We start from the raw sequence: 11,654 nt of genomic DNA, 5'->3' as shown, positions 1-11,654 counted from the left end.
CCGGGAATCCCCGGCGTCTCCCTACAAGCCCCTCGTGCCACGAAGAGATCTGAGTCTATGTCGAAGAAATTAACTGCCGCTGCCGCAGCGCCGGCCTCGTTTGAAGAGGCAATGGCGGAACTGGCGCAGCTGGTAACGCAAATGGAAGCGGGCCAGCTGCCGCTGGAAGCATCGGTCGCGGCGTATCAGCGCGGCTCGGAACTGGTCAAGTATTGCGCGACCCAGCTCGACAGTGTCGAAGCGCAGGTGAAAGTATTGGAAGGCGACATGTTGAAACCGTTCGTGGATGCCGGCGAGGCCGCCCAATGATGGCGAACATGCAACAAGACAGCGTGACCTTCGGCGACTGGATGCAAAGCACCCAGTCGGTCGTGGAAGGCCGGCTCGACCAGTTCCTGCCTTCGGCGGATGCGGTGCCGCACAAGCTGCATGCCGCCATGCGTTATGCGCTGCTGGGCGGCGGCAAGCGCGTGCGTCCGCTGCTGGTGATGGCGGCTGGCGAATTGTTTGATGCGGATCAAGACACCCTCGCGCGCGCTGCTTGTGCGCTGGAAATGATTCACGTGTATTCGCTCGTGCATGACGACATGCCATGCATGGATGACGATGCCTTGCGCCGTGGCAAGCCCACCGTGCACATCGCCTACGATGAAGCGACGGCCCTGCTGGTCGGCGACGCGCTGCAATCGCAGGCCTTCATGCTGCTGGCCGACGGCGCGGCCATTCCACCTGCGCGGCAAATGGCGATGCTCAAGCTGCTGGCGCACGCATCCGGTTCGGCCGGCATGTGCGGCGGCCAGGCGATCGACCTCGACAGCGTCGGCCTGGCCTTGACCTTGCCGCAGCTGGAACAGATGCATCAACTGAAAACGGGCGCCTTGCTGCGCGCGGCCGTGATTCTCGGCGCGCTGGCCGGCAAGGACTTGACGGCGGACGATATGACGGCGCTGAACGCGTATGCGCGCGCCGTCGGACTGGCCTTCCAGGTGGTCGACGATGTGCTCGACGCCACGGCCGATTCGGCCACCCTGGGCAAGACGGCAGGCAAGGATGCGGCCGCCAACAAGCCTACTTACGTATCGATACTGGGGCTGGAGCCATCGAGAGCCCTGGCAGAACAATTGCGGTGCGACGCCCATGCGGCGCTGGCGCCATTCGGGGACAAGGCACGCCGTTTGCGCGAGCTGGCGGACCTGGTCGTGCAGCGGAAGGCATAAATGAAACTGTTAGAAACCATCAATGAACCAGCGCAAGTGCGCAAGCTGGCCCGCTCGCAACTGGTGCCGCTGGCGCAGGAATTGCGCAGCTTCCTGCTCGATTCCGTTTCCAAGACGGGCGGCCACTTGTCGTCCAACCTGGGCACCGTCGAGCTGACCGTCGCGCTGCATTACGTGTTCAACACGCCGCACGACCGCATCGTGTGGGACGTGGGCCACCAGACCTATTCGCACAAGATACTGACCGGTCGCCGCGAGCGCATGCACACCTTGCGCCAGAAAGACGGCATTTCCGGCTTCCCGAAGCGCGACGAGAGCGAGTACGACACCTTCGGCACGGCGCACTCGTCGACGTCGATCTCGGCCGCGCTGGGCATGGCGCAGGCCGCCAAAATCAAGGGTGACCCGCTGCACGCGATCGCCGTGATCGGCGACGGTTCGATGACGGCCGGCATGGCCTTCGAGGCGATGAACAATGCTGGCGTGCAAGAAGACGTCAACCTGCTGGTGATCCTGAACGACAACGACATGTCGATCTCGCCACCCGTCGGCGCGCTGAACCGCCACCTGGCGCGCTTGATGTCGGGCCAGTTCTATGCGGCCGCCAAAAATGTCGGCAAGTCCGTCCTGCCCGGCCCCGTGCTGGAACTGGCGAAGCGCTTTGAAGAGCACGCCAAAGGCATGGTCGTGCCCGCCACCATGTTCGAGGAATTCGGTTTTAACTATATCGGCCCCATCGATGGCCACGACCTCGATTCGCTGATCCCGACCTTGCAAAATATCAAGCAACTGAAGGGCCCGCAATTCCTGCACGTGGTGACCAAGAAGGGGCAAGGTTACAAGCTGGCCGAAGCGGAACCGATCCTCTACCACGGCACGCCGAAATTCAATCCGGCCGAGGGCATCAAGCCGGCCACGGCGCCTGGCAAGATGACGTACACGGAAGTGTTCGGCAACTGGCTGTGCGACATGGCCGCTCACGACAAGCGCCTGGTGGGCATCACGCCAGCCATGCGCGAAGGCTCTGGCATGGTCAAGTTCGAACAGCAATTCCCGAACCGTTATTTCGATGTCGGCATCGCCGAGCAGCATTCCGTGACGTTTGGCGCCGGCCTGGCCTGCGAAGGCCTCAAACCCGTCGTGGCCATCTATTCCACGTTCCTGCAGCGCGCCTACGACCAGCTGATCCACGACGTGGCCCTGCAGAACCTGGACGTGACGTTCGCCCTGGACCGTGCCGGCCTGGTGGGCGCCGACGGCGCCACGCACGCGGGCAACTACGACATGGCGTTCCTGCGCTGCATCCCGAACATGGTCGTCATGGCCGCGTCGGACGAAAACGAGTGCCGCCAAATGCTGACCACGGGTTACCACTATCCGGGTCCGGCCGCCATCCGCTATCCGCGCGGCGCCGGTGCCGGCGCGGCGATCGTGCCGGAACTGACCAGCATCGAGATCGGCAAGGGCGAGATCAAGCGCCAGGGCAAACGCATTGCCATCCTGGCCTTCGGCTCGATGGTGGCGCCGAGCGTGGCGGCGGCCGAGAAGCTCGACGCGACGGTGGCCAACATGCGCTTCGTCAAGCCGCTCGACGTGGCGCTGGTGAAGCAGCTTGCCGCCGAGCACGATTACCTGGTGACGGTGGAAGAGGGCTGCATCATGGGCGGCGCCGGCTCGGCCGTGGCCGAAGCCCTGGCGGCGGAAGGCATCGTCAAGCCGATCCTGATGCTGGGCTTGCCCGACACCTTTATCGACCATGGCGATCCCGTGCAACTGCTGAAAAGCGTGGGCCTGGACGCCACCGGCATCGCCGCGTCGATCGAGCAGCGCTTTGGCGGCACGCAGCCGCGCCTGGCCGTCGTCAGCTAAGTTTGCCTGTCGACAGGAAAGCGGCACTGCGGTGCCGCTCTTTTTTCGCCTGTCGGGATTTTACGTTGCACTGCAACATTTTCTGCCGGGGAATGCTACGATGACGCTTTGATACCTTCTCAAAGTCCAACTTGCATTTCAGGAAACTTCACCGCCGTACACGCGCACTGGCCGGCCGCTGGCTGACGGGCATGCACGCCTATACCGATACCCTGGCACAGCGCCGTCCCCTGTGGATGGTCAGCCTGGCTATCGACGAAACGAATCTGTCCGAGGGCTTGCGGGCCGCCTGCGCTTCCAGCGCCATGCTGCTGCTGGGCCTGCTGTTCGACCATCCCGATTTTTCCTGGGCCGCCATCGGCGCTTTCTGGACCTGCCTGGCTGACGCGGCGGGCACGCGGCGCATGCGCTTTGTCTCGATGCTGGGCTTCGGCTTGCTGTCGACGGTCGCCGGCGGCCTGACGGCGCTGGCGGCCGGGCATGGCGTGGCGGCGGCGGCCATCGCCGTGTTGCTGTTTTCCTGGGCCGGCGCGCTGGCGCGCATCTGGGGCGCGGCCACGGCGCAGGTGGCCATCCTGGCCGCCACGGCCTGCGTGGTGATGGTCACGCACCCATTGGAATCGATGACGCAGACGGCGCCTTTCCTGGGCCTGTACATGTTCGGTTGCCTGTTCGCCACCGTGCTCAGTTTTACCGTCTGGCGCATCCACCCGTTCAGCCCCGCCAGACGCGCCATCCGCGCCGCATATTCGCGCCTGGCCGGCATCGCGCGCGACAATGCGCGCTTCCTCGAACATGACGCCGCGAAAGCGGGTGTTGCCGCGCATGGCGCCAGCTACCGTTCGCAGGCGCGCGCCGCGCTGGAAGCGGCGCGGGTGGCGCTGGCCGCCGTGCCGCCCGCGCGCGCGGGACGCAGCGCCCTGTACGACAACCTGCTGCTGGCGCTCAGCGACGCCGAGCGCATCTTCGCTTATCTGATCGCTGTCACGCATACGTGCGAGCGCGAGCAGCAGCGCCTGCGCCAGGACCCGCGCGCGCGGCGCAGCCTGGAAGTGATGGCCGTGCTGCTGCGTCGCCTGGGGCAAGCCCTGCAGCGCCAGCCGGAAACGCCGCCTTTGGCCTTGCAGCGCCGCCTGGCTGGCTGTGGACGGCGCCTGGAAGGGGCGCTGGGCGCCTTGCTGCCGCTGCGCCTGAATGTGGACTTCATGGAACTGGGTTTGCCGCGCGCGGCGCAGCTGCCGTGGCGCGAAGCGGCTTTCCTGGCGCTGGGGCAGGCGTGGCAAACGGCGAAAGTCAACGCCACGCCGCAGTCGCTGAGCTGGCGCCATGCGGCGCGCGTATCGCTGGCGACGACGGCCGGCTTCCTGCTGGTCGAGGCGCTGCATATTCCGTTCGGCTACTGGGCCACCATGGCGACCTTGCTGATACTGCAGCCGTCCGTCTCGACCACCTGGCCGCGCGGCATCGAACGGGTCGCGGGCAGCGTGCTGGGCGCCGTGCTGGCCGTGCTGATCGGCCTGGTCATTTACACGCCGCTGGGCATCTCGCTGGTGGTGTTTCCCCTGATCGTCGCCACCATGGCCTTGCGCCGCGTCAGCTACAGCCTGCATGTGCTGTTCATGACGCCCGCCTTCGTGCTGGTGGCCGACTATGCGGCGCCCGCCAGCGAGATGGTGTATGCGATGAGTCGCCTCGGCAACAATGTGCTGGGCTGCGTGCTGGCCTTGCTGGCCACGTTTTTCCTGTGGCCCGACCGCGAGGCGGACGACCTGGACCAGCGCCTGGCGAAAGCCGTGTCGGCCAACCTGAAATACCTGCTGGCCGTGCTGGCGGCCGGCGGTAAATGGGACAGTGCCATTGCGCGCCTGCGCCGCGAGGCGGGACTGGCCAGCAATAATGCGGAACAGGTCTTGCAGCGCTTGCGCATCGAGCGCCGGCTGGACCGCAGCAGCGGCGTGGGCCTGGCGGCGCTGCGCACCTTGCCGCTGCTGCGTCGCGTGGCGGGCAGCACGGCGCGCATCAGCCTGAGCCCCGAGGCAGAGCCGGCGCCGCCCGCATTGCAACGGTGGATTGCCGAGGTCAGCGGGGAAATCGATGCCTTGCTGCGCGGCGAGTCCGGCGCCCCGACGCCTGGCTCCTGTGCCAGCGATGGCTTGACAGCCCTGCAAGCCGACGCCGTGGCCCAGGTGCAGTTGCTGCGCGGCTTGCTGCGCGAGCATGTGCAAGCGCAGGGGACGGCGGAAAAATTGACGCAGGTCGCCGAATAGATAACGTTTGCCCGGTTTCGCTGTGCCGCTGCCATGTTGATGGTTATCATTTGTCGATGTCAGCGTGCAAAACAGGAATGAGCGACGTGTATAGATTTACAGTAAGCAAGAATGGATGGGTGGCCGCTGCCGTGCTGGCCATGGCCGTGGGATGGCCGGCAGGAGGGGATGCGGCGGCGCGCGAAGCCGATGCCGTCGCTTGCGCCACGCCGGATGGCTGGAATTTCGCCTGCCTGCGCCAGACCTACGCGCAACCGGTCAGCAGCTGGCCCCGTCCGCAACTGCCCGATGGCGTGACCGCAGCGGAAATGGCGCCCGTCTCGGCCATGCCCGTACCGGCCGTGGCGCCGGCCATCGTGGCGCTTGGGCAGCGCCTGTTCAACGATCCCCGTTTGTCGCGCTCGAACGCGGTGGCTTGCCTCAGTTGCCACAGTCCGGCGCACAGCTTCGCCGACAGCAAGCGTGTTTCCGTGGGACACGAAGGGCGGCTGGGTCAGCGCAATGTGCCGGGCTTGCTGGGCGTGGGACAGCTCACGCCGCTGTTCTGGGATGGCCGCGCCAGCACCCTGGAAGAGCAGGCGCTGGGACCCTTGCAGCATCCGGATGAAATGGCGGCCGTGGCTGCGCAATTGCCCGCCAAGCTGGCCGCGCTCGATGACTACCCGGCACAGTTCGATGCGGCTTTCGGCAAGGAAGATGGCGTGACCTTGCCGCGCATTTTGACGGCGCTGGCCGATTACCAGCGTACCCTGCTGCCGCCCGTCACGCGCTTCGATACCTTCCTGGAAGGCGAACGCACGGCCCTGAACGACCGCGAGCTGCTGGGCCTGCACCTGTTCCGCACCAAGGCGCGCTGCATGACGTGCCACAGCGGCGCCTTGCTGACGGACCAGCAATTCCACAATCTCGGGCTGAGCAATTACGGCAGCCGCAAGTATGAAGACCTGGGGCGCTACCTGGTGACGGGCAAGAATGAGGATGTGGGCAAGTTCCGCACGCCGGGCTTGCGCGGCGTGGCGCAATCGGGGCCGTGGATGCACAATGGCGCGTTCGGGCAGATGGTGGGCATGCTGAACATGTACAACGCGGGCATGTCGCGCCCCGAGCCGCACAACGCACAGCAGGCGGCCGATCCGAAGTTTCCCGTCACCTCGCCGCTGCTGCAGCGCTTGCAGCTGACGTCCGATGAAATCATCGCGCTGAAGAGTTTTCTTGAAGTGCTGTAGCCGCTCGGCCGGCTGCGCCCGCAACCGGCCTTTACTTGCTTGCGGCGCCGATATTGTATAGACGTTTGGCGTCTCCCAATCTCTCCAAATTCCACATTTCATGGGCTTTCCCGATATATTTTCCAAACTGAAAATTTATCGGAAGGAAACGTTGACTCTAAAATAAGTGCGGTCTATAGTCGTTTTCGTAGCAAGCAAAGACGAAATCTGTATGGATTTTTACGACTGGTCTGATGCGATTGCCTGGTTTGCCTGGTGCAATCGCTAACATGGAGAGTAGTAAATGAAAAAGATTGCCGCGTTTATTTTTACCCTGGGTTTGAGCGCTTCCTATGCCATCGCTTCGGATAACAGCTGTTACAGCTGCGAGGAGGAATTGCGGGAATGCCAGATGATGTATGGCGACAGATCCCCATTCTGCAGCAGCAGTTATAAAGGCTGCCTGAGAGGCTGCCAAGCCGGCGCCTGATAGCCGTTTTGCATTGCCAGGCGGCCGCCCAGCGCATGCTGCATCCGCCGCCTTCGATCATTGAAGCCTCTGACAATACTTATGATGCAGAAAAAAATTAAAACCATCGCCATGTATGGCTTGATCCTGGCCGCCGGCCTGGGCAGCGGTTATGGCCTGTCCTTGTTGCCCGGCTTGCTCAAGTCGAATTACACCGAGGGCAATTACGCCGCGTATTTCCCGAATGCCCAGGCAAAGGTGGTGTTGTACGGCACGGACTGGTGCGGCTATTGCGCCAAGACGCGCGCGTACTTCAAGGAGAACAAGATCGATTTCGTCGATCTCGATATCGAAAAATCCCCGGAAGCAAGAAAAGCCCATGAAGAACTGGGCGGAGGCGGCGTGCCCGTGGTGTTGATCGGCAACCGCAAGATCCAGGGTTTCAATACGGGCGCGCTGGAAGCGGCGCTGAAGAAAATCTGACGTTTCAACTTGTCAACTTGAAAGGCTGACCATGTTCAAAAAAATTGCCGCGTTCCTGTTTGCCGCCGGTGCCGCCCTGTCCTTCAGTGCCCAGGCATTTGGCCCTGACTGCACCTTTGTCTGCGAACGCAACCTGCTCGATTGCGTGGAATTCGGCCAGCCGGCCTGTATGGAAAATTACCAGGCTTGCCAGAAGGAATGCCTGCGCCCACCGCGTAATTGACGCGCGGCGGCAGTATCCGCTTATGGATGGCGCGTAAGAGACGGCGCGCCATGGCTGTTGTTCATCGTCTGTCAATTCAACAGGAGTGCTTATGTTCAAAAAACTGGGTTTCTTTTTGTTTGCCATGGGCGTCAGCGCCTCGTATGCGATCGCTGGCGGCGGCGAGCCGGAATGCTATGCGCAGTGTGACGACAAGCTGGATCAGTGCATGATTGACCATCCGAACTCGCCGGCCGGCTGCGTCAGGATTCATCAGCTGTGCTATAACCGCTGCGCTCAAAATTAGCATGAAATAAAGATTGCCGGTTTGCCAGTACGCTGGCCATGCTGGCTGATTCAAATCATCCATCCGCAGTCCCTCGTTTCCACAAAGGAGTACTTATGTTCAAAAAGCTGGGTTTCTTTTTGTTTGCCATGGGCGTCAGCGCCTCGTATGCGATCGCCGGCGGCGGCGAGCCGGAATGCTATGCGCAGTGTGACGACGATCTGGTGCAGTGCATGACGGATCATCCGACGGCGCCAGGCGCGTGCACCAAGATTCACCGGATGTGCACTAAAAGCTGCGATCCGATCTTGCCGTAAATGATGATTGCCGGCTGGCCATTACGCTGGCCAGACCGGCATAGGCGGCTTTAACCCCGCGTGCGGTCATGCCGCCACAACACGTCGTCGCCGCCGGCAAAGCGGTTCAGCACGCGCGACAGCACGAACAGCAGGTCGGACAGGCGGTTCACGTACTGGCGCGGATGCTCGTGGAGGGCTTCCGCATTGGCCAGCGCGACGATGCTGCGCTCGGCGCGGCGGCACACGGTGCGGCATACATGCGCCAGCGAGGCGGCGCGCGAGCCGGCCGGCAGGATGAATTCGGAGAGCGCCGGCAAGTCCGCATTGTATTTCGCCAGCAGGTCGTCGAGGCGCAGCACGTGTTCTTCCTTGATCAGCTGGTAGCCGGGGATGCAGATTTCTCCGCCCAGGTCGAACAGGTCGTGCTGGATGGCCACCAGCTCCTCGCGCAAGGCGTCGGGCATGGCTTCGCACAGCAGCAGTCCCAGATTCGAATTGAGTTCGTCCACGTCGCCCATGGCGTGGATGCGGGCGCTGTCCTTGCTGGTGCGGCTGCCGTCGCCCAGGCCGGTGCTGCCATTGTCGCCCGTGCGCGTGGCGATTTTCGAAAGTCGGTTGCCCATGATGTCGATCCTGTAAAGAAGAATGGGGGCAGCATACGACACCGCGCGCCGCCTGGCCCCGCATTTGCCCGCCATTGTGACAAAAAATGCGCTGCGCGCCACTTTTGTGCTTACAATCGTTGCACGCCTATGCCCATTTGCCTCCCATCTTATGCTCAATGCTGCCCCTGAATCCGGATTGACCGCCGCGCGCCAGCAAGCCGTCGTCGCGGCCCTGCTGGCCGTGCTGCCGGCACGCTGCGTGCTGTCCGACGCCGAAGATACGCGCCCGTATGAATGCGATGGCCTGGCCGCCTACCGCCAGTTGCCGATGGTGGTCACCTTGCCGGACACGGAAGAGCAGGTCATCGCCATCCTCGGCGTCTGCCGCGAGTTGAAGGTGCCGATCGTGCCGCGCGGCGCCGGCACGGGCCTGTCGGGCGGCGCCTTGCCGATCGCCGATGGCGTGGTGCTGTCGACGGCGCGTTTGAACCGCATCGTGCGCGTCGACGCGTATGCGCGCATCGCCGTGGTGCAGCCGGGCGTGCGCAACCTGGCCATTTCCGAGGCGGCGGCGCAATATGCCTTGTATTACGCGCCCGACCCATCCTCGCAGATCGCCTGCAGCATCGGCGGCAACGTGGCGGAAAACTCGGGCGGCGTGCATTGCCTGAAATACGGCTTGACCGTGCACAATGTGCTGCGCGTGCGCGTTGTTACTATTGATGGCGACGTGCTGGAACTGGGCGGCGAATGTCTGGACTCGCCCGGTCTCGACCTGCTGGCCGTCTTCATCGGCTCCGAAGGCATGCTGGGCATTGTCACGGAAGTGACGGTGAAACTGATACCGAAGCCGGCCACAGCCAGAGTCATCATGGCCTCGTTCGACGACGTCGTCACGGGCGGCAACGCCGTGGCCAACGTGATCGCCGCCGGCATCATCCCGGCCGGGCTGGAAATGATGGACCAGACGTCGTCGCGCATGGTCGAACCGTTCGTCAAGGCCGGCTACGACATCGACGCGGCCGCCATTTTGCTGTGCGAAGCGGATGGCACGCACGAGGAAGTGGAAGAGGAAATCGCCCGCATGACGGCCGTGCTGGAAGGGGCGGGCGCCAGCGCGATTGCCGTCTCGCAGTCGGAAGCGGAACGCATGAAATTCTGGTCCGGCCGCAAGAACGCCTTTCCCGCCGCCGGGCGCATCTCGCCCGACTACTACTGCATGGATGGCACCATCCCGCGAAAAAAACTGGCGGAAGTGCTGACGGGCATCGCCGCCATGGAAACGACGCATGGCTTGCGCTGCGCCAACGTATTCCACGCGGGCGACGGCAATCTGCACCCCTTGATCCTGTTTGACGCCAATATGCCCGGCGAATTCGAGCGCGCCGAAGCGTTTGGCGCCGACATCCTGGCCCTGTGCGTGGCCGTGGGCGGCACCATCACGGGCGAACATGGCGTGGGCATGGAAAAGATCAATTCCATGTGCGTGCAATTTACACGCGCCGAACTCGATGCCTTCTTTGCCGTCAAGCGCGCCTTCGATCCGCATACCTTGCTGAACCCGGACAAGGCGATCCCCACCTTGAACCGCTGCGCCGAATTCGGCAAGATGCATGTGACGGCGGGGCGGCTGCCGTTCGCCAACCTGCCCCGTTTTTAATCTGCCGGAGACTCCTTTGCAAGCAATCGTGGAACAATTCAGGCAGCAGATCCTGGTGGCCAGCGCGGCGGGCAGCCCCTTGCGCCTGCGCGGCGGGGGCACGAAAGACTGGTATGGCCAGCGGTTCGACGGCGAGGTGCTCGATACGCGCGCGTATGCGGGCATCATCGACTATGAACCGACGGAGCTGGTGATCACGGCCCGCTGCGGCACGCCGCTGGCGCAGATCGAGGCGGCGCTGGCCGCCCGCAACCAGATGCTGGCCTTCGAGCCGCCGCACTTCGGCCCCGGCGCCACGGTGGGCGGCGTCGTCGCCAGCGCCTTGTCCGGCCCGCGCCGGGCCAGCGCGGGCGCGTTACGGGATTTTGTGCTGGGCGCCGTGCTGATGGATGGCCATGGCGAACGCCTGGCGTTTGGCGGGCAAGTGATGAAGAACGTGGCCGGCTACGATGTCTCGCGCCTGCTGGCGGGGTCCCTGGGGACACTGGGCCTGATCCTGGAAGTGTCGCTGAAGGTGCTGCCCTTGCCGCTGCGCGAAGCGACGTTCCGCTTGCCGTGCGCGGAAATCGCCGCCTTGCGCATGCTCAATGAATGGGCGGGCAAGCCGCTGCCGATATCGGCCAGCTGCTGGCACGATGGCGTGTTGACGGTGCGCCTGTCCGGCGCCGAGGCGGCCGTGTCGGCGGCCCTGCAATCGCTGGGGGGCGAGCTGCTGGCAGCCGATGACGCGGCCGCCTTCTGGCTGGCCGTGCGCGAGCAGACGCACACATTCTTCGCGGGCGCGGGCAGTCTGTGGCGCTTATCTCTGCCGCCGCACGCCAGCGCCATGATTTTAAAGGGGCGCCAGTTGATCGAGTGGGGCGGGGCGCAGCGCTGGCTCAAGCTCGATGGCGACGCCGATGCCGACTGCGCGCGGCACATCCGCCAGGTCGTGGCGGCCGCCGGCGGCCACGCCACGCTGTTTCGCGGCGACGACAAGGCCGTGGGCGTGTTCCACCCGCTGGCGCCGGCCATTGCCACCATCCACCAGCGCCTGCGGCAGGCGTTCGACCCTGCCGGCATCTTCAACCCGCACAGAATGTATTGAGCGCG

13 protein-coding genes are annotated in these 11,654 nt (G+C 64.0%); 11 read left to right on the top strand and 2 right to left on the bottom strand.

Features of this window, described 5'->3' with window-relative positions:
* Window positions 1-57 precede the first annotated feature (57 nt).
* The 8 genes from SJI03_RS05555 to SJI03_RS05520 all read left to right on the top strand — a co-directional run bounded on the left by SJI03_RS05555 (window position 58) and on the right by SJI03_RS05520 (window position 7,733).
* Window positions 58-309, top strand: a complete 252-nt coding sequence (locus SJI03_RS05555; RefSeq protein ID WP_046683420.1) for an exodeoxyribonuclease VII small subunit — start codon at window positions 58-60, stop codon at window positions 307-309.
* Window positions 310-317: 8 nt separating this feature from the next.
* A complete protein-coding gene (locus tag SJI03_RS05550) occupies window positions 318-1,217 on the top strand; it encodes a farnesyl diphosphate synthase (RefSeq protein ID WP_322426515.1) in 900 nt (299 codons plus the stop codon).
* The gene (gene dxs / locus SJI03_RS05545; protein WP_322426514.1) at window positions 1,218-3,086 is read left to right on the top strand and encodes a 1-deoxy-D-xylulose-5-phosphate synthase; all 1,869 of its coding nucleotides are present in this window, start codon (window positions 1,218-1,220) and stop codon (window positions 3,084-3,086) included.
* Between the two features lie 191 nt (window positions 3,087-3,277).
* Window positions 3,278-5,353 carry an FUSC family protein gene (locus tag SJI03_RS05540; protein WP_322426513.1) on the top strand — a complete coding sequence of 692 codons (2,076 nt, stop codon included), beginning with the start codon at window positions 3,278-3,280 and terminating at the stop codon, window positions 5,351-5,353.
* 86 nt (window positions 5,354-5,439) lie between these two features.
* Entirely contained in the window at window positions 5,440-6,579 is a 1,140-nt protein-coding gene (locus tag SJI03_RS05535; protein WP_322426512.1) for a cytochrome-c peroxidase, read from the top strand.
* A 283-nt stretch (window positions 6,580-6,862) separates the two neighbouring features.
* The gene (locus SJI03_RS05530) at window positions 6,863-7,048 is read left to right on the top strand and encodes a hypothetical protein (protein WP_099379706.1); all 186 of its coding nucleotides are present in this window, start codon (window positions 6,863-6,865) and stop codon (window positions 7,046-7,048) included.
* A gap of 81 nt (window positions 7,049-7,129) precedes the next feature.
* Window positions 7,130-7,510, top strand: coding sequence for a glutaredoxin family protein (locus SJI03_RS05525; RefSeq protein ID WP_322426511.1), 381 nt, complete (start codon window positions 7,130-7,132; stop codon window positions 7,508-7,510).
* Window positions 7,511-7,541: 31 nt separating this feature from the next.
* Complete coding sequence (locus SJI03_RS05520) at window positions 7,542-7,733, top strand: hypothetical protein (RefSeq protein ID WP_099379707.1); 192 nt, start codon at window positions 7,542-7,544, stop codon at window positions 7,731-7,733.
* A 76-nt stretch (window positions 7,734-7,809) separates the two neighbouring features.
* Here SJI03_RS05520 and SJI03_RS05515 read toward each other — a convergent pair whose 3' ends face one another.
* Window positions 7,810-8,082: a hypothetical protein gene (locus tag SJI03_RS05515; RefSeq protein ID WP_322426510.1), complete on the bottom strand. Its 273-nt coding sequence runs from the start codon at window positions 8,080-8,082 to the stop codon at window positions 7,810-7,812.
* Window positions 8,083-8,114: 32 nt separating this feature from the next.
* Between SJI03_RS05515 and SJI03_RS05510 the strand changes: the two genes are divergently transcribed.
* Entirely contained in the window at window positions 8,115-8,315 is a 201-nt protein-coding gene (locus SJI03_RS05510) for a hypothetical protein (protein WP_322426509.1), read from the top strand.
* A gap of 50 nt (window positions 8,316-8,365) precedes the next feature.
* On the opposite strand, the gene SJI03_RS05505 is transcribed toward SJI03_RS05510, so the two are convergent.
* Window positions 8,366-8,920 (bottom strand): cob(I)yrinic acid a,c-diamide adenosyltransferase, encoded by a 555-nt coding sequence (locus SJI03_RS05505; RefSeq protein ID WP_322426508.1) that lies wholly within the window; start codon window positions 8,918-8,920, stop codon window positions 8,366-8,368.
* 151 nt (window positions 8,921-9,071) lie between these two features.
* Between SJI03_RS05505 and SJI03_RS05500 the strand changes: the two genes are divergently transcribed.
* Window positions 9,072-10,562 (top strand): FAD-linked oxidase C-terminal domain-containing protein, encoded by a 1,491-nt coding sequence (locus SJI03_RS05500; RefSeq protein ID WP_099379711.1) that lies wholly within the window; start codon window positions 9,072-9,074, stop codon window positions 10,560-10,562.
* A gap of 16 nt (window positions 10,563-10,578) precedes the next feature.
* The gene (gene glcE, locus SJI03_RS05495; RefSeq protein WP_322426507.1) at window positions 10,579-11,649 is read left to right on the top strand and encodes a glycolate oxidase subunit GlcE; all 1,071 of its coding nucleotides are present in this window, start codon (window positions 10,579-10,581) and stop codon (window positions 11,647-11,649) included.
* The last annotated feature ends 5 nt before the right edge of the window (window positions 11,650-11,654 follow it).

The organism is Janthinobacterium sp. GMG1 (assembly GCF_034427795.1).
Taxonomy (GTDB): Bacteria; Pseudomonadota; Gammaproteobacteria; order Burkholderiales; family Burkholderiaceae_D; genus Janthinobacterium.
Note: the sequence above shows the minus strand (reverse complement) of the source record. Positions and strands in the feature narration are given on the sequence as shown.

Bases quoted from the DNA above. Each gene is read 5' to 3' on its own strand.
- SJI03_RS05500 (WP_099379711.1), top strand. From the start codon at position 9,072: ATGCTCAATGCTGCCCCTGAATCCGGATTGACCGCCGCGCGCCAGCAA.
- SJI03_RS05505 (WP_322426508.1), bottom strand. From the start codon at position 8,920: ATGGGCAACCGACTTTCGAAAATCGCCACGCGCACGGGCGACAATGGC.
- SJI03_RS05555 (WP_046683420.1), top strand. From the start codon at position 58: ATGTCGAAGAAATTAACTGCCGCTGCCGCAGCGCCGGCCTCGTTTGAA.
- SJI03_RS05510 (WP_322426509.1), top strand. From the start codon at position 8,115: ATGTTCAAAAAGCTGGGTTTCTTTTTGTTTGCCATGGGCGTCAGCGCC.
- SJI03_RS05540 (WP_322426513.1), top strand. From the start codon at position 3,278: ATGCACGCCTATACCGATACCCTGGCACAGCGCCGTCCCCTGTGGATG.
- SJI03_RS05520 (WP_099379707.1), top strand. From the start codon at position 7,542: ATGTTCAAAAAAATTGCCGCGTTCCTGTTTGCCGCCGGTGCCGCCCTG.
- SJI03_RS05525 (WP_322426511.1), top strand. From the start codon at position 7,130: ATGATGCAGAAAAAAATTAAAACCATCGCCATGTATGGCTTGATCCTG.
- SJI03_RS05530 (WP_099379706.1), top strand. From the start codon at position 6,863: ATGAAAAAGATTGCCGCGTTTATTTTTACCCTGGGTTTGAGCGCTTCC.
- SJI03_RS05515 (WP_322426510.1), bottom strand. From the start codon at position 8,082: ATGGATGATTTGAATCAGCCAGCATGGCCAGCGTACTGGCAAACCGGC.
- dxs (WP_322426514.1), top strand. From the start codon at position 1,218: ATGAAACTGTTAGAAACCATCAATGAACCAGCGCAAGTGCGCAAGCTG.
- SJI03_RS05550 (WP_322426515.1), top strand. From the start codon at position 318: ATGCAACAAGACAGCGTGACCTTCGGCGACTGGATGCAAAGCACCCAG.